Raw genomic sequence first — 16,545 nt, 5'->3', positions numbered from 1 at the left:
TTTTCAAAACACGGAGATTTGCGTCATAAACCGTGTTTTCGAAAGTCAGTCATTTTCAGGAGTACGACGATGGACAAATACGACCGCATGCTCCTCAGCGCCCTGTTGGAAAACGGTCGTGCGTCCTACGCCGACCTGGCGCGCAAAGTGAACCTGTCCGCTCCGGCCGTGGCCGAGCGCGTCGCCAAACTCGAAGCTTGCGGGGTCATCACGGGTTACCAGGCGAAAGTCGACATGGCCAAGCTTGGCTTGCCGATCCAGTGCGTGATCGAACTGCGTTTGAACCAGCACGGTAATCAGAAGGCCTACGACGACCTGATCAAAATCCCGCAACTGACCGAATGCCATCGGGTTACAGGCGATCCGTGCGTGATCATGCAGGCGGCGGTGGGTTCGATGCCGGAGCTGGAAGAGTTGATTAACCGGATCGCCAAGTTCGGGTTCAGCAAGACGTCGATTGTGCTGTCGAGCGCGATAGAGAAGCGCGTGCCGTTGGGGCAGTTGGAAGGAAATGGTAAATAGCGATCCCGTAGGAGCTGTCGAGTGAAACGAGGCTGCGATCTTTTGATTTTGCTCTTTAAAAACAAGATCAAAAGATCGCAGCCTCGTTTCACTCGACAGCTCCTACAGAAGTTCAGCGGTATCGTCAGAATCCGCGAACGCCGCTATATCCGGCGCCCAACAAACACGGCATATCTTTTAAACGAACCCATGGTTCCGTCCGCCAATGCAGCAGGCTTAACGTTCCCCCCGCCCATTCCATCAAGCGCAAACTCGGCGCCTAATTCGAAGCAACCCCGCCACTGTCCCGCAGCATCGGCACCACGTGATGGGTCAGCCAACGCCGCAGATTCCGGTTCTCCGGGCAGTAGTGATAGACCAGCATCGCGTATACACCGGACTCACTCAGCATCAATGTCTCTTGAGGTTCGTCGCTTCCGGACAAACACACCATCCGACGTTGATCGGCGTCGAGCTTGAGGGCTTGCCGGCCGTTTATATCCACGCCCATTAACCGGCCGATATCGCGGGCGCAGAACCACGCCTCAGCATGCAGTAACAGTGCTCGCAGCTGGATGTGGTGACGGATGAATGTTTTGGGGATGAAGTGAGCTGCGCTCGCAACTGATTGCGCAGAGTCTTCAGGGGGATTGGGGGTAACTTTGATCATGGCGAATCTCCTGAGAAAGTGGGAGCTGCCAGCATCACTTGCAGATGATGGGTGGCAGCTATGCGCGGGTCTGCAAGACCGAGTAGGAGACCACCCCGGCAGACCCGAAGGTCTCCCGCACACAGCTACCATAAATCGATGGTCGCTCATTAAAGCGACGCGATTATAGGTGCGCCGGTGGTCTCATAACAAACTGTCGGCGGGCTTGCAGACCCGGTCGCTGAATTGGCAGCGACGTTGGAGAGGTTATCGATGCCACAGGTACGGGGCAAGACGGACAAATTCCTAATATTGGGTAGGAGATCGTCACATCAAAGTCATCGTTAAACACCCTATAAACCTGCATCGCGAGCGCGTGCCGTCGGGGGATGTGAAAGGAAAAATGGTTCTTCTGTAGGAGCTGTCGAGTGAAACGAGGCTGCGATCTTTTGACTTTGCTTTGTAAGAAACAAGATCAAAAGATCGCAGCCTCGTTTCACTCGACAGCTCCTACGGGTGTCAGGGTGTTCGGGGGTGCGGTGTTTTCAGAACCCGCGATGCCGCTTCAGGTGCTCATTGATCTTCGCCGCCGGCACTTTCTGCAAGCTGACCAGCAGATCATGGGACAACTCGCGCAACCCATGCTTCTGCCGCAGTTCCTGCGCCAAATGCGCCGTCAGATTGGCCGCCATCTCCGCATCGGCCATGGCCCGGTGAGCTTTACCGGTGTGGGGCAGGTTGGCGAACGTGGTGAGGGTGCCGAGTTTGTGGTTCGGCGCGGCGGGCATCAAACGGCGGGCGAGTAGCAGCGAGCAGGCAAAGTTCTGCAAGCGTGTGCGCTTGATGCGACCGAGCTCAAAGTCCCAGAACTTCTGGTCAAACGCGGCGTTGTGCGCCAGCAGCGGTGTGATGCCGACGAATTCGTTGACCTCATTCATCACCTGCTCGGCCGATGGCGCAGTGCGCAGCATGGCGTTGCTGATGCCGGTGAGTTGCTCGATGAAGGCCGGGACGCGCACGCCGGCATTCATCAGGCTTTGGTAACGCTCGACGATGCGCCCCTGTTCAAGGATCACCACGGCAATTTCTGTGGCCCGGCAGCTGCTGCTCGGGGAGATCCCGGTGGTTTCAAAGTCGATGACTGCTATGCGTTCCAAATCTGTTTCAACTCCGTAAAAAATCAGTTCTTGAGCAGCAACGCGCCTTCGATCGGCACGTAGCGGCTGGCGGCGCGGATCAGCGAGTTGGCCGTCAGGCCCGGCACGCCGTAGGCCACGGCTTGCACCCCGTGCTTGGTGATGATGCGCTCCAGCAACATGTCGAAATCACCGTCACCGGAGGCCAGCACCACTTCGTCGACATGATCGGCGGCGTCCATGATGTCGAGGGTGATGCCCACGTCCCAGTCGCCTTTGGCCGAGCCATCGCTGCGCTGGATGTAGGGCTTGAGCTTCACGACGAAGCCGAGGTTGCGCAGGATCTGCTGGAATTGCTGTTGTTTGCTGTCGCCGCGATCGATCGCGTAGGCATAGGCCTCGACGATCTCGCCCTGTTTGCTGATATCAGCCCACAGCGCGGCATAGTTGAAATGGCAACCATAGGCCTGACGCACGGTGTAATAGAGGTTCTGGACATCGGCGAACACTGCGATTTTTTTCACCGGTCATCCTCGTTGGCGCGCCGGAGCGCGGGCAGGATCAGGCACCAGGCCCGAAAAGTTGCCCAGTATGCCAGCCTGAAGGATTGTTCCGCGAATAATCGGCCCGAAGCGCCGCAGCGCTCCGGACGAATGGCGTATCAGACGAAGGAATCGTCGTCGCCGCCGAAGAACGATGAGCTGTCATCGCTGTAGTCGGCGTCGGTGAAACCGCCCTGATCATAGGAGTTGTCAGCCACGCGCTGATCGTCGCCCGAGCCGTTATCACCACTCTGATCGTTGACCTGAGCCGGTTCTTCCTTGATCACTTCAACCACTTCCGGCTGCTGATTGTGATGGAACAGGCTGCTGATGCCTTGCGCCAGCATCACACCACCGGCCACGCCGGCGGCAGTTTTCAGCGCACCACCGAGGAAGCTGCTGCCGGCAGGCTGTTGCGGGGCGTAATTCTGCTGAGGCGGCGCTGCACCGAAGTTTTGCTGAGGTGGCTGCGAGTTGAACGACGGCCGCGCCGGTTCACGCCAGCCGCCACCGCTCGATGCGGGTGGACTTTGGGTCGGCGCTGGCTGCGGATCACGGGAACCGCCACCGAAGATGCTCGACAAGAAGCCACCGCTGGTCGGTGCCGCAGCAGCCGGCTGAGCTTTGGCCTGTTGCAGTTCGGCCTGCAATTGCTGGACTTGCCGGGCGAGTTGTTTGTTCTGTTCGTCGAGGCTCTTGATGGCAGCCTCTTGCACCAGAATCGCCTGGGTCATGAAATAGCCTGCCGCGGGCTGGCGAGTCAGGTGTTCCTTGATCCGCGCCTCGGCCTGGGCGTCGCGCGGGGCTGAGTCCGTTTCGGCCTGTTGCAGCCGGGAAAACAGTCCATCGATCAGGGTTTGTTCTTCGCTGTTCATGGCGACCTCGTAGATTGCCGGGAATATCGTCGCCCTTATCCACTGTGGATAAGGTGCTCATCCGTAATGGAGGCTGATACAGGATGTTTCAATGGTCTTTACCGAACGTTTACGTTTGCGCCCCAAAGCGCTTCATCGGTTAAAGTGGGCCACTGCTTCCAACCTGCGATACCGACTGATGAATTCGTTCGATGTACTGCGTGACTCTCTGTATTTCTTCAAGCGCAATCTGGGCCAGATCGTGCGGCTGTGCCTGCCGCTGGTGATCTTTGAGGCGCTGTTGCAACAAGTGGTCGACCACTCCACAGAGCCGGACAGCTTTCCCGGCATCAGTGTGATAGTCGGCTTGCTGGTTTATCCGCTTTACACCGCCGCGCTGATTCTGTTTCTCGATGCCCGTAGCCGCGGCGAATCGCCGCGCAATCGCGACCTGCTGGCGAGGGCCGCCTACCTGTGGCCGCGCTTCGCCTTGCTCACCGCGCTCAACACCCTGCTGATCCTGATCGGCCTGTCGCTGTATTTCCTGCCGGGCATCTGGCTGATGGTGACCCTGGCATTTGGCGAGTACCTGCTGGTGCTGCGCGGCCTGGCGCCACTGGCGGCGATGAAGGAAAGCCTGCGCCTGACCCGCGGCAACTTCCTGCGCATTCTGGTGTGCATTCTCTGTGTGATGGGCCCGTTGTGGGTGCTCAAGGGCGCAACCCTTGCGGTCTACCCGGAACCGCAGAACCCGGTGATTTCCCTGCTGATCGACAGCGCCCACAGCTTCCTGCAACTGTTCGTCAGCGTGGTGCTGTTCCGCTTGTTCATGCTGATCGGCGATGTGCCCGAGAAAATTGATCGACCTCTTTGAAGAACAACGCGCCCCCCTTGTAGCAGCTGGCGAAGCCTGCGTTCGGCTGCGCAGCAGTCGTAAAATCAGTGCTCACGGTGCATCAGGCAAACCGCGTGCGCCGAATTGACGACTGCTTCGCAGCCGAACGCAGGCTTCGCCAGCTGCTACAGGGATATCGTTACGGCTAATTGATGGGCATGCCGTTTCACTCTTGGGATTACGCGCGACGCTCGGTTATGCTCGGGCTCAACTTTTGTAACGCTATAAGCCGAGCCATGACCCGTCTACTGCGCTACACCCTGCTGGGCCTGTTGATCGTGACCGGCCTGATTGCCTTGCTGATCTACAACCTGACCTGGCGCCCCGAAGTCAAGGAAGCCTTACCGGTCAGTTGCAACGCCAAGGCACCGACGCTGGTGCCCGGTCAGGCGCTGAAGGTGATGACCTGGAACGTCCAGTACCTGGCGGGAAAACGCTACGTATTCTGGAATGACCTCGCGGCCGGCAATGACGAAAAACCCACTCCCGAAGACATGGCCTTCAGCCTCGATGAAGTGGCCCGGGTGATCCGCGACGAGCAACCGGACGTCGTGCTGCTGCAGGAGCTCGATGACGGCGCCAAGGCCAGCGATTACCAAAACCAGTTCAAGCTGCTTCAGGAACGAGTCGCGGACCTGTATCCGTGCAGCACTCACGCCTTCGACTGGAAAGCTGATTTCGTGCTTGAGCCGCACATTTTCGGCAGCGTCGGCCGGCAACTGGCCACCCTCAGCCGCTACCAGATCGAACATGCCGAACGCCTGCAATTGCCGGTCGGACCGGCCAACTTCATCACCCGCCAGTTCAAACCGAAAAATGCCTTGTTGGTCACGTACCTGCCGTTGAGCGACGGCGGTCAGATAGCGGTGCTCAACACCCATCTGGACCGCGTCATCCAGCCTGACGAAACGCTGCAATCTCAGGTAACGGCGGTCACAAAAATCCTCGACAAGCTCGAAAGCCGCGGCACGCCTTGGTTGATCGGTGGGGACTTCAACCTGTTACCGCTGGGGCAATATCGACGCCTGCCCGACGAGCAACGCACGCCCTACTCCGCCGACAGCGCGCTGCATGTGCTGTGGGACAAATACCCGATGATCCCGACCAACAACGAAGCCAGCGGCATCGACCGGGCACGGTGGCTGACTCATTACCCGAATGATCCGGGCTTGAACGGCCCGGACCGGACTGTCGACTACCTGTTCTACAGTCCGCGGATCAAACGGGTCGAGGCGACGGTGAGACAGGACGATACCTTGCGGATCTCCGATCACTTGCCGATGGTCGCCCGTTTCCTTTTACCCGCCAACTAACGATGCAAAACCTGTGGGAGCGGGCTTGCTCGCGAAAGCGGTGGGTCAGCCGACATCAATGTTGAACGATAAATCGCCTTCGCGAGCAAGCCCGCTCCCACAGAGATTGCGCATAACTGGCTTCCGTATCAATGCTCCTCCTCCAGCTCATCGTGCAATAGCCCGAAGATCTTGCGTTTCATGTCGATAAACGAGCGCTCCATCACCATATCCAGCGTCCGTGGGCGTTCAATCGGCACGTCCAGAATCTGCTTGATCCGCCCCGGCCGTGCGCCCATCACGTAGACCCGGTCACCCAGCAAAATCGCCTCGTCGATATCATGGGTCACGAACAACACAGTCTTCTTGCTGTTGCCCCAGACCCGCAATAACAGCTGCTGCATTTGCAGACGCGTCTGGCTGTCGAGCGCGCCGAAGGGCTCGTCCATGAGCAGGATTTGCGGGTCATTGGCCAACGCTCGAGCAATCGCCACGCGCTGCATCATGCCGCCGGACAGCTGCTTGGCGTAGTTGTCGGCGAACCCGGTCAGGCCGACTTCATTGACGTAGTAATCGACGATCTCCTTGCGCTGGGCGGCGGCCATACCGCGACGCTTGAGGCCGAACTCGACATTCTGCCGCACCGTCAGCCACGGGAACAGCGTATAGCTCTGGAACACCATGCCGCGATCCGCACCCGGCCCTTGAACTTGCTGGCCACCGACGTAGATCTCGCCTTCCGTGGGCTCATTCAATCCGGCAGTGAGGTACAGCAAACTCGACTTGCCGCAGCCCGAAGACCCGACCAGCACGGCGAATTGCTGATCCGGCACTTCGAACGACACCTGATCCAGCGCGGTGAACACGCCACCGTCAGGCTTTTGAAAGCGAAGGCTGACCTTGTCCACTTGCAGCCGTGGCGCGGCGTGCACCGGGGCGGCCTGTGGCGTGACGAAACGAGGGTTGACGGCGCTTACTGAGCCCATGCGGCGATCCTCAGACGGAGAAAACGGAACAGTTGATCGGTGACCAGGCCCAACAGACCGATGATCGCGATTGCCAGGAAAATCACATCCACCTGAAAGCCGCGCATGGCTTTAAGGCTCAAGTAACCCAGACCGCTGGAGGCCGCGACCAGTTCGGCGACCACCAGGTAAGTCCAGGCCCAGCCCATGGTCACGCGCAGTGTGTCGAGCACACCCGGCAACGACGCCGGGGCGATCAAATGCAGCACCGCATCGCGACGGTTCGAGCCCAAGGTGTAAGACGCGTTGATCAGGTCCTTGGAGATGCCTTTGGACACGTCCGCGATCATCACCAGCTGCTGGAAAAACACGCCGAAGATGATCACCGAGACCCGCTGTTCCAGACCGATGCCAATCCACAAAATGAACAGCGGCACGAACGACGTCACCGGCAGGTAGCGGATGAAATTGACCATCGGCTCGAGGAACGCCTGGACGATACGGAAGCTGCCCATCAGCAACCCCAACGGCACCGCCACCAGCGACGACACGATGAAACCGACCATCACCACTTCGAGGCTGGCCCACACATGCAGGCCGAGCGTGCCGTCGCGGCTCAGGCGCACGGCGGCCTCGACCACCGCGCCCGGTGTCGGCAGGAACATGCCCGGCACCACGCCACCGTAAGACAAACCGGCCCACAGGCCGACCAACAACACCCAGGCCAAACCGCTCGCGCTCCAAATCACCGACACCGGCAGTCCGGTCTTGGGCGTGATGCAGCGACTCAGCCATGAATTGCGCTTGAACATACGGACCTCCTAGAGCGGGCTGACGAAGCGGTTGTCGATCAGGTCGTCATTGCTGACGTTGTAGGGTTTGCCCTGCAATTCGCTGGCGGTCTCGTTGGCCAGTTTGATCAGCGGTTCGCTGTCACCCGGTTTGCCCGGCGAGCCAAGAAGTTTTTCGCTCATGGCCTGATCGTAGAAACGCACGCCTTGCGCGGCTGCGGCCAATTCCTTCGGATCGGCGAGGTAACCGCCAACGCCTTTGGCCATGATTTTGTAGGCTTCTTGCGGATGGTCCTTGGTGTACTGGACCGCCTTGTACAAACCGGCCACCAACGCCTTGACGTCCTCCGGCTGCTTCTCGATGACCGTGCAGTTGAGCGCGACCACGTCGACAATCACTCCCGGAGTGCTGCTGCTGTCGATCAGCACCTTGCCTTGTTGCTTGCTGCGAACCATCGACAGGTGCGGTTCCCACGTCACCGCGGCAGGCACGCGACCGGCGATGAACGCGGTAGCGGCATCGTCAGCCGTCATGTTCTGCACGGTGATATCGCTCATGGTCATACCGTGTTTTTTCAGCAGGTACGACAGCCAGAACTGCGAGGTCGAACCTTCGTTCACCGCCACGGCTTTGCCTTTCAGCTCCTGCAGACTCTTGACGTCCTTGCCGACCAATACACCGTCGCCACCATGGCTGTCATCCAGTGCGGCCACTGCTTTGAAGCAGAATTGCGGACGGTACTTGAGCACTTCGTCGATGGTCGACGCCGAGCCCGACAATTCGCCCGAGGCTTGCGCGGCCATGTACATCGAAGCCTCTTCGACGACTGGCAATTCGACGGTCAAACCGTTTTCCTTGAAATAGCCCAGATCCTGAGCCAGGTAGAGCGTGCCGTAACCGACCCACGTGGTGTGGCCGATAGAGAGAGTGCCGGCCTGGGCGCTGGTGGCGACCGTCGCGGCGATGGCGGTGATCGCCAGTGGATGTGCGAAGCGGGTTAGCAAGGACTTGATCATGGAGCACTCCCAAAGCTGTTGATTTAGTTTTGTCATGGGCAGTACGGCCAGCGGCCATGGAGAAGAGCTGCCACCTGAGGTCTCTGATGGACCTTTCGGTGAGCAGCGTTTGGCTGACTGACGAGGTCGATGTTGGCCCAAGGCGGGGAATAGGAAAATTAGGAAATATGTCGATGGGAGTGATGAAAAAACTGGGTAGCGTGCGCTGTAAAAGGGCGCTGCGGACGGGGGTGCACGGGGTGGGTGCAAACAGTGAAAGGTGTGTTGAATGAACTATCGCATTCGCGAGCAAGCCCGCTCCCACATTTGATCAGTGTCGTGCACAAACTCTGTGACCGACATAGATCAACTGTGGGAGCGGGCTTGCTCGCGAAGAGGTCTGGAAGAGCGCTACAAGATCAGAGCCGACCGTATTCCTGCGCAGTACGATCGACCGCTTTCAGGGTTTTGCCAATCAGCTCATCAACCTCTTCACGACTGGCAATCAACGCCGGCGCCATGATCATCCGCCCCAGCGTCGAGCGAATAATCACCCCCTCCTCAAATCCAATCGTGCGACAACGCCAGGCGATGTCGCCTTCATTGGCAAAGCGCTTGCGACTGGTTTTGTCCTCCGCCAATTGCAGCGCTGCCACCATGCCGACACCCTGAATATCGCCCACCAACGGGTGATTGCCGAACACCTCGCGCAAACACTGTTGCAGGTACGGCCCGATGTCATCCTTGACCCGCGTCACCACCCCTTCATCGCGCAATGCCGTGAGGTTGGCAATCGCCACCGCGGCTGCCACCGGGTGCCCGGAGTAGGTCAAGCCGTGGGCAAACACCCCGCCCTGCTCCACCAATACCTGAGCCATTTTCTTCGACAGAATCAGTCCACCCATGGGGATGTAACCGGAGGTCAAACCCTTGGCGATCGACAGCGTGTCCGGCTCGAAACCGAAGTGCTCGTGGGCGAACCATTCACCGGTACGACCGAAGCCGCCGATCACTTCGTCGGCGCACAACAGCACATCGTACTTGCGGCAGATCCGCTGAATTTCTGGCCAGTAACTCTCGGGTGGAAAGATCATCCCGCCGGCGCCCTGGAACGGTTCGGCGATAAACCCTGCGACCTTGTCCGCGCCCAGTTCGAGAATCTTCGCTTCCAATTGCTGCGCCGCCCGCAGGCCAAATTCAGCCGGAGTCAGGTTGCCCTCGTGGGCGAAAAAGTACGGTTCATCGATGTGTTCGATGTCCGGAATCATGCCGCCCATTTCGTGCATGAACTTCATGCCACCGAGCGCCGTCGCTGCCAGGGTCGAGCCGTGATAACCGTTCCAGCGACCGATCATGATTTTCTTCTCGGGCTTACCAAGAACCTGCCAGTAACGCCGTACGGTGCGGATCAGCACCTCGTTGGCTTCGGAGACTGAGTTGGTATAGATCGCGTGGCTGTAGTGCCCTGGCAACAGGCTGAACAGCAGCTCCGAGAGCTCGATCACCTGCGGGTGGGTGGTGTGGAAAAACATGTTGTAGTACGGCAATTGCTCCAGTTGCCGGGACGCAGCGGCGGCCAGGTCCTTACGCCCGTAACCGAGGTTGGTGCACCACAGCCCGGACATGCCGTCGAGGTAACGCCGACCATCGTTGTCCCACAGGTGCAGGCGCTCGCCACGGACCATCACCCGAGGCCCTTCATCGTTGAGCGCTTTTTGATCGACGAATGCGTGGATGTGGTGCGCAGCGTCGGCGGCCTGGTAGTCGCGGGTTTCACGTGGTGTGGTCATCGCCAGTTCTCCGTTTTGTTATTAGCGGCTGTTATGAGCGCAGCTGAAACCAAGTGGTCTTCAACTGGGTGTATTTATCGAATGAATGCAGCGACAGATCGCGGCCGAAACCGGATTGTTTACCGCCACCGAAAGGCACGGTCACATCCAGCGCGTCGACACTGTTGACCGACACCGTGCCGGCTCGCAATTGCCGCGCTACGCGGTGGGCGCGGTTGAGGTCGTCGGTCCACAGCGACGCGGCCAAACCGTAGACGCTGTCGTTGGCCATTTGCAAGGCGTGGGCTTCATCATCGAACGCCGTGACCGCCAGCACCGGGCCGAACACTTCATCGCGAAACAGCGGCATGTCCGGGCTCACGCCGGTGAAAATGGTCGGCTGAATGAAGTTGTCGGAGCCATTGAAAATCGACTGTCGACCGCCACAGAGCTTTGTCGCGCCTTGGCGCTCGGCCTGCTGGATGAACTTCATGATGCGCGCGGTCTGGCGGCTGTCGACAATCGCCCCGGCGCGGCTCGACGGGTCCAGCGGATCACCCGGCTGCCAACGTTCGGCGTGCCCCTTGAGACGCTCGACGAACTCGTCGTGGATCGAACGCTCCACCAGCAACCGCGAGTTGGCCGAGCAGACTTCGCCCTGATTGAAGAAGATCCCGAACGCGGCTTTCTGCGCCGCCAGATCCAGATCCTGACAATCGGCGAACACCAGATTGGCACTCTTGCCACCGCACTCCAGCCACACCTGTTTCAGGTTCGATTGTGCGGAGTACTGCATGAAGTATTTGCCGACTTCGGTGGATCCGGTGAACACCAGACAATCAACATCCGGGTGCAAACCGAGGGCTTTGCCGGTCTGCTCGCCGAGCCCCGGCAACACGTTCAACACGCCTGCTGGCAGGCCAGCTTCCAGCGCCAGCTCGGCCAGACGCAGGGCGGAAAACGGTGATTGCTCCGCGGGTTTGAGAATCACCGAATTGCCCACCGCCAACGCTGGCGCGAGTTTCCACGCGGCCATGTCCAGCGGGAAATTCCATGGCACCACCGCAGCGACCACGCCCAGCGCTTCGCGGGTGATGGTCGCCAGTACGTTCTGCGCGCTGGGGGCGATCTGGTCATAGAGTTTGTCGAGGCTTTCGGCGTACCAGCGAAACACCCCGGCGGCGCCCGGCACGTCGATGTTGTAGGCGTCCATCACCGGTTTGCCCATGTTCAGCGAGTCGAGCAGCGCCAGTTCTTCGCGGTGGGTCATGATCAGATCGGCCAGGCGCAACAGCACTTGCTTGCGCTCACTCGGCGAACGCGCCGACCAGGTTCCGGCCTCGAACACCTGCCGCGCATTGCGCACCGCGGCGTCCACGTCTTCTGCGCCGCACGCGGCCACGTTGGCCAGGCACTGGCCGGTGGCGGGGTTCATCGCGGCGAAGGTCTGTCCCGACTGCGCCGCACGGGGTTTGCCGTCGATCACGGCCTGATCGGGAAACCGCAGCGCAGCGGCTTTGTTTTGCCAGAATGTAAGCTCGAACACGTTCAGATGCTCCATGGGCTTTCTTGTGGATTGGATGGTGGCCCAGGCCTGTGTCGAGGAAAAATAGTAAAAATGTCTTCGCAGACCATGAAAAAACTGGGCAGCCAATCTCCCCGGTGGCGCGGTATGTGGTTATTGTTCAGGCATAACAACACCGTCGTCAGAACAGATGCAGTCGGCGCGAAAATTGCCTGGATGTCGAAATCATCCACCCCGAGGTTTGCCGTGGCTGCCTACAACCTGCGTCAATTGAAGTACTTCATCACCACCGTCGAATGCGGCAGCGTCGCCGAGGCGTCGCGCAAGCTGTACATCGCCCAACCGGCGATTTCCACCGCGATCAAAGGCCTGGAAGACAGCTTCGGCGTGCAACTGCTGATCCGTCATCACGCCCAGGGCGTGTCCTTGACCCCCAGCGGCGCACGCTTCTACCGCAAGGCCCAGGAACTGTTGCGCATGGCCAAGGAGTTCGAACAGAACGCCCTCGCCGACAACGACGTGGTGGCCGGGCAAATCGATATCGGTTGCTTCGAAACGGTCGCGCCGCTGTACCTGCCGCAGTTGATTGCCGGGTTCTCGGCGTTGTATCCGGGGGTGAAAATCCGCATCCGCGACGGCGAACAGCAAGAACTGGTGCAAGGCCTGACCTCCGGCACCTTCGATCTGGCGATCCTGTATGAACACGACCTCGACGCCACCATCCAGACCGAACCACTGATGCCGGCGCAGCGGCCTTATGCGTTGCTGCCGGCGGATCATCGCTTTGCTCAGCTGAAACAAGTGTCGCTACGTGATCTGTGCCTGGAGCCGATGATTTTGCTGGACGTGCAACCGAGCCGGACCTACTTCGTCAGCCTGTTCGAAGAGTTGGGACTGACGCCGAACATTGCCTTCAGCTCACCGTCGATCGAGATGGTCCGGGGAATGGTCGGGCAAGGCTTCGGCTTCTCGATCCTGGTCACCCGGCCGCATTCGGAGTGCACCTATGACGGCCAGAAAGTGGTGTGCGTGGACATCGTCGAAGACATCACCGGTTCAGGGCTGGTGGCGGCGTGGTTGAAGCGCGGGCAACTGACGAAACCGGCGCAGTTGTTTGCGGATTATTGTCGGGAGCAGCTCACCGCGAAGGCCGCCTCTTGAACATCAACGTCAAAAGATCGCAGCCTCGTTTCACTCGACAGCTCCTACATGTACCGCGTATCCCTTGTTGGAGCTGTCGAGTGAAACGAGGCTGCGATCTTTTGATCTTCAGCTTTTACGGGGTTTGATCCGCGCGGTTGCTTCGGCCACCAGCGGGTCATCCGGCCAATAATAGGAGGTATCACCTACTGTTCTTCAGATTGACAGCCTTGGAGCGCTTGCTCCGTGACCGTCCTAGTCCGTGCAGGCAGAACACAGTTGACTGTCAATCCTCTCTTCCAATATTGACAGTCAGACCTGGACATTTTCTTGAAGATTGACACGTCTCAGCAAAATGGAGCGTGCTCAAACAGCAGAACATTGACACCTTTAAAAGTGTCTTTCGCCAGACTGGGGATTCCATGAACATCCGGCCACCCATTCCACGCACATCCGGCCTCTCTTAAGGCAGGCAGCGACGCAGGATTAATTCACTACTATCGAGCTCTTTTATCGAAGCAAGAGGCCGTTGTGGAAAGATTATCCATTCGTAAGATTCGAGAAGTACTACGTCTCAAATTTGAGGTCGGCCTGTCTGCTCGCCAGATCGCTGTCAGCTTGCAAGTTGGGCGAGCCAGCGTCGGGGAATACCTCAATCGCTTTGCTGCGAGCGGGCTGATCTGGCTCTCTGCTCTGTCCGATGCCGAGCTGCAACGAAGGCTTTTCCCGCCGCCGCTCGCTGTCCCCAGTGAACAATGTCCGATACCTGATTGGGCAAAGGCTCACGCAGAACTGCACCGTCCCGGTGTCACCTGGCCCTGCTTTGGCAGGTGCACCGCCTCAGCCAACCACAGGGTGTACAGAGCACAAGCTTTCTATGGACATTCCTTGAAGTTACCTATTATGTTGCCTCCACGGCGGGCTATCGACGTCCATGGCAAGTGCAACTCTCCATGGACATAGAACGTCGTTATGTCCATAGCGTGGTAGTGTGCGTGGACTTGACCACCCACTTGCATTGCCACCAACCAAATATTCGTATTTACACTGTCAGCTCCCTTGCGTTCGACTTCACCAGTGGTTGAGTTAGTCGACAAGAGATTGCAAAGTCTAGCCGTCCTTGAGAAAAATATGACAATACTGAGAGCGCGCGCCCGTTCTGACCTGTTGCGGCCTTGTAGAGCTAGAAAGAAGATTTTGGTGGTCGGATGCGTGGGCCGCGTATAATTGCACCAGCCATTCAAACTAAATTTGCGTTAGTAATGAAGCATCATCCAGTTTCGGATGATCAAGAAATTCTGTCAAACCGTGTTTTAAGGATAAAACCATGAGTGTTGATCGTGAAGCCATCTGCAAAAAACTGCAAAATGCTCTTGTAAATTTTGAATTAAAGTTGGCGCTAGAAGCTATAAGCGCACTAAGTAGTGAAGACGTCAACACACAATTTTTGGCCCAGTTGGCGCAGCCAGGCGCATTCAAGATCCGTGGGGTTCAAGACAAACGAAACGAGTTTTACAAGCAGCTTCTGAGTGAGAAAGACTTGATTGATCGTCATGCAGAAGTTCATCAGTTTGCTCAGGATCAATTTAATAAAATTCTTTCGATTGAAGAAGACTTCTCCCGAATTCGATCAACTTTGATCAGGTGCGATGCGGCAAAACTCTCGACAAATATTCAATTTTGGAGTCAGGTCATCTGGGCGGCACAAGCATTGAAGCATGTTCATGATGAAAGTGAGCGAAGTGTAATGGAACTCTCCTCTAACAATGCGCCATTTGCTATGCCAGAAATGGTTGTGATTAAGGATAAAGATGGACAAGAAATAAATACGGACGGGGCCTTATCTTCCATAATCGAAAATCTTAGTCTTACATTGAAAATGCTTTCTCATGAAAATAAGTGGAATTTTGAAGGAAAATTGATAGGTCCTCTGAAGATTGAGGTATCTGAAGAACATCTGTTCAAGGCCACATCTATTAAAATGCTTGCAAGTGCCTGGAACTCTCTTGAAGATATCGCCAACCGAACACTTTTATTTGGCGGGGAAATAACTTCGTTTGAGGAGGCAGGTGTTCCTGAAGGAATCAATGGAAAAGATTTTTTTGACCAGTATAGTGATTGCAAGGTCTTCCATCGTACTCCAACGGAGATTGAAAAATTAGACTTCCTGGCTAATCGCAGGCTTCATTCTTGGACTATGCAAAATGTAGCAAAGATGATGTACGGAACAACGTTGCATGCGCTTGTTAAGACAGGCAAGGAACCAGTTCCAAGTCTGTCGGCCGTGCGCTTTATCTCCATGGACGAGGCGATAACGGTTGCAAGCTTGAGTGAGATTTTAGCTTTTGATGTCATCACGGATTACGAAAAATATCACGGATTAACACTCAGAGAGTGGGTGCGAGGTTATTCTTCGCTGAGGTTGCTTGCGGAAAGAAAATATTCTGATGTCAGCTTAGTAACCATTGATAGGGCAGTATTGAAGAAAGAGCTTTGTGCTTGCAAAATTCCAGAGTCGAGTGTCTTCGATTTGATAAAGCACTTAACATTCGGCTTAAACTGTCATGATTTGTTCGATTCTCCTTTGATATTTTCTGAAGGTCATAAATTTTCATTCTTTCCTCAAGCTATCCTATCCTGCAATCTTATAAACGTCATTTTATCAAAACTTGGTTCGCTTGATGTTGAGTTTGATAAAAAGAGGAAAGGTAAGGCAAAAGAGGCGAAAGGCTCTAGTAAGAAATCTAAAATAGCGTCAAAAAAAGGTGACGGATTCGAAAAAAAGATTGTGTCTTTTTTTAAGGGGTTGCACTACGAGTGTGTATCGACGAGCTTTAATATTGATGATGCACAATATCAGTATGACGCTCTGCTTATTTTGGATGATACGTTATTTTTAATTGAGTGTAAAAACACATCAATCTCGGGTAATCACGCAGTACAAGCAAGTCGTTATTTTGAGTTTATCTCGAAAACAATAGGTCAAATAAAAAGGCTAGAACGCGCATTAAAAGCTCGACCGGAAATTGTGGAATCGTTGTTTGGACGAAAGCTTTCCGAGCTCACAATAGTCCCTTTGATTCTCAATTCCTTAACCTATTCATGCCCTCCTATTGAAGGTGTCTATATTTCTGACAATTCGGCCTTAAGCAAGTTTTTTAAAGAAAGTACTATTTCTCAGTTTAGTTACATGAATGGCGTCAAAACACCTTCAAAAAATACTCATAGACTTTGGTCAGGCGAGAGGCCTACGTCTCAGGAGCTATTGGATTATCTGGCGTGGCCGCCACAGTTAGAAATTATGGCAAAACATATGAGCTACCATAAACATCCACATTACACATCTGAGAGCTCAATGTTTTACTCGGGCGTGCTAGATATTGACGAAGTCGCGATGATGAAAGCAAAAATGGAAGCGGCTGAAGTTTAAAGTGTGGAGAAGGTAATCGAATTTTTCTATTCAGGCGTCATTCGGGAGCACCAAGCGAAG

General features: G+C 56.3%; 14 protein-coding genes and 1 pseudogene. 6 read left to right on the top strand and 9 right to left on the bottom strand.

Translation table 11 applies throughout. The features are described from left to right. The first annotated feature begins 69 nt into the window (after nucleotides 1–69). On the top strand, nucleotides 70–522 hold the full coding sequence (locus tag CUN63_RS16990) for an Lrp/AsnC family transcriptional regulator (RefSeq protein ID WP_008149219.1): 453 nt from the start codon (nucleotides 70–72) through the stop codon (nucleotides 520–522). A gap of 259 nt (nucleotides 523–781) precedes the next feature. Here CUN63_RS16990 and CUN63_RS16985 read toward each other — a convergent pair whose 3' ends face one another. The 4 genes from CUN63_RS16985 to CUN63_RS16970 form a co-directional block, all read right to left on the bottom strand. After that, a complete protein-coding gene (locus tag CUN63_RS16985) occupies nucleotides 782–1,171 on the bottom strand; it encodes a Bro-N domain-containing protein (protein WP_306108933.1) in 390 nt (129 codons plus the stop codon). 524 nt (nucleotides 1,172–1,695) lie between these two features. Further along, complete coding sequence (locus tag CUN63_RS16980; protein WP_046048736.1) at nucleotides 1,696–2,307, bottom strand: PolC-type DNA polymerase III; 612 nt, start codon at nucleotides 2,305–2,307, stop codon at nucleotides 1,696–1,698. 23 nt (nucleotides 2,308–2,330) lie between these two features. Next, nucleotides 2,331–2,810 (bottom strand): NYN domain-containing protein, encoded by a 480-nt coding sequence (locus tag CUN63_RS16975; protein ID WP_008149222.1) that lies wholly within the window; start codon nucleotides 2,808–2,810, stop codon nucleotides 2,331–2,333. A 137-nt stretch (nucleotides 2,811–2,947) separates the two neighbouring features. Beyond that, a complete protein-coding gene (locus tag CUN63_RS16970; protein WP_129440997.1) occupies nucleotides 2,948–3,703 on the bottom strand; it encodes a DUF2076 domain-containing protein in 756 nt (251 codons plus the stop codon). Between the two features lie 178 nt (nucleotides 3,704–3,881). Between CUN63_RS16970 and CUN63_RS16965 the strand changes: the two genes are divergently transcribed. Further along, complete coding sequence (locus tag CUN63_RS16965) at nucleotides 3,882–4,556, top strand: YciC family protein (protein WP_129440995.1); 675 nt, start codon at nucleotides 3,882–3,884, stop codon at nucleotides 4,554–4,556. 257 nt (nucleotides 4,557–4,813) lie between these two features. Then, nucleotides 4,814–5,890, top strand: coding sequence for an endonuclease/exonuclease/phosphatase family protein (locus tag CUN63_RS16960; RefSeq protein WP_129440993.1), 1,077 nt, complete (start codon nucleotides 4,814–4,816; stop codon nucleotides 5,888–5,890). Between the two features lie 128 nt (nucleotides 5,891–6,018). Here the strand turns inward: CUN63_RS16960 and CUN63_RS16955 are convergent, their stop codons facing one another. The 5 genes from CUN63_RS16955 to CUN63_RS16935 form a co-directional block, all read right to left on the bottom strand. Then, nucleotides 6,019–6,855 carry an ABC transporter ATP-binding protein gene (locus CUN63_RS16955; RefSeq protein ID WP_129440991.1) on the bottom strand — a complete coding sequence of 279 codons (837 nt, stop codon included), beginning with the start codon at nucleotides 6,853–6,855 and terminating at the stop codon, nucleotides 6,019–6,021. Beyond that, a complete protein-coding gene (locus CUN63_RS16950; protein ID WP_129440989.1) occupies nucleotides 6,843–7,646 on the bottom strand; it encodes an ABC transporter permease in 804 nt (267 codons plus the stop codon). The genes CUN63_RS16955 and CUN63_RS16950 overlap by 13 nt, the downstream gene beginning before the upstream one ends. A gap of 9 nt (nucleotides 7,647–7,655) precedes the next feature. Further along, nucleotides 7,656–8,642: an ABC transporter substrate-binding protein gene (locus CUN63_RS16945; protein ID WP_129440987.1), complete on the bottom strand. Its 987-nt coding sequence runs from the start codon at nucleotides 8,640–8,642 to the stop codon at nucleotides 7,656–7,658. Between the two features lie 398 nt (nucleotides 8,643–9,040). Then, entirely contained in the window at nucleotides 9,041–10,411 is a 1,371-nt protein-coding gene (locus CUN63_RS16940; RefSeq protein ID WP_129440986.1) for an aspartate aminotransferase family protein, read from the bottom strand. Between the two features lie 31 nt (nucleotides 10,412–10,442). Further along, entirely contained in the window at nucleotides 10,443–11,936 is a 1,494-nt protein-coding gene (locus CUN63_RS16935) for an aldehyde dehydrogenase (RefSeq protein ID WP_129440984.1), read from the bottom strand. Nucleotides 11,937–12,161: 225 nt separating this feature from the next. Between CUN63_RS16935 and CUN63_RS16930 the strand changes: the two genes are divergently transcribed. The 3 genes and pseudogenes from CUN63_RS16930 to CUN63_RS16920 all read left to right on the top strand — a co-directional run bounded on the left by CUN63_RS16930 (nucleotide 12,162) and on the right by CUN63_RS16920 (nucleotide 16,485). Further along, the gene (locus CUN63_RS16930; RefSeq protein ID WP_046048823.1) at nucleotides 12,162–13,076 is read left to right on the top strand and encodes a LysR substrate-binding domain-containing protein; all 915 of its coding nucleotides are present in this window, start codon (nucleotides 12,162–12,164) and stop codon (nucleotides 13,074–13,076) included. Between the two features lie 510 nt (nucleotides 13,077–13,586). After that, nucleotides 13,587–13,930: pseudogene (locus tag CUN63_RS16925) on the top strand (IS21 family transposase); the annotation flags it as partial. A 452-nt stretch (nucleotides 13,931–14,382) separates the two neighbouring features. After that, complete coding sequence (locus tag CUN63_RS16920) at nucleotides 14,383–16,485, top strand: NERD domain-containing protein (protein ID WP_129440982.1); 2,103 nt, start codon at nucleotides 14,383–14,385, stop codon at nucleotides 16,483–16,485. Nucleotides 16,486–16,545: the final 60 nt, after the last annotated feature.

This window comes from Pseudomonas sp. ACM7 (assembly GCF_004136015.1).
GTDB lineage: Bacteria > Pseudomonadota > Gammaproteobacteria > Pseudomonadales > Pseudomonadaceae > Aquipseudomonas > Aquipseudomonas frigoris.
This window is presented reverse-complemented; position numbering and strand designations above follow the sequence as displayed.

What these genes read in the sequence shown, in the direction of transcription:
- CUN63_RS16990 (WP_008149219.1), top strand. Translation starts at nt 70, where the DNA reads ATGGACAAATACGACCGCATGCTCCTCAGCGCCCTGTTGGAAAACGGT.
- CUN63_RS16985 (WP_306108933.1), bottom strand. Translation starts at nt 1,171, where the DNA reads ATGATCAAAGTTACCCCCAATCCCCCTGAAGACTCTGCGCAATCAGTT.
- CUN63_RS16970 (WP_129440997.1), bottom strand. Translation starts at nt 3,703, where the DNA reads ATGAACAGCGAAGAACAAACCCTGATCGATGGACTGTTTTCCCGGCTG.
- CUN63_RS16965 (WP_129440995.1), top strand. Translation starts at nt 3,882, where the DNA reads ATGAATTCGTTCGATGTACTGCGTGACTCTCTGTATTTCTTCAAGCGC.
- CUN63_RS16960 (WP_129440993.1), top strand. Translation starts at nt 4,814, where the DNA reads ATGACCCGTCTACTGCGCTACACCCTGCTGGGCCTGTTGATCGTGACC.
- CUN63_RS16955 (WP_129440991.1), bottom strand. Translation starts at nt 6,855, where the DNA reads ATGGGCTCAGTAAGCGCCGTCAACCCTCGTTTCGTCACGCCACAGGCC.
- CUN63_RS16950 (WP_129440989.1), bottom strand. Translation starts at nt 7,646, where the DNA reads ATGTTCAAGCGCAATTCATGGCTGAGTCGCTGCATCACGCCCAAGACC.
- CUN63_RS16945 (WP_129440987.1), bottom strand. Translation starts at nt 8,642, where the DNA reads ATGATCAAGTCCTTGCTAACCCGCTTCGCACATCCACTGGCGATCACC.
- CUN63_RS16940 (WP_129440986.1), bottom strand. Translation starts at nt 10,411, where the DNA reads ATGACCACACCACGTGAAACCCGCGACTACCAGGCCGCCGACGCTGCG.
- CUN63_RS16920 (WP_129440982.1), top strand. Translation starts at nt 14,383, where the DNA reads ATGAGTGTTGATCGTGAAGCCATCTGCAAAAAACTGCAAAATGCTCTT.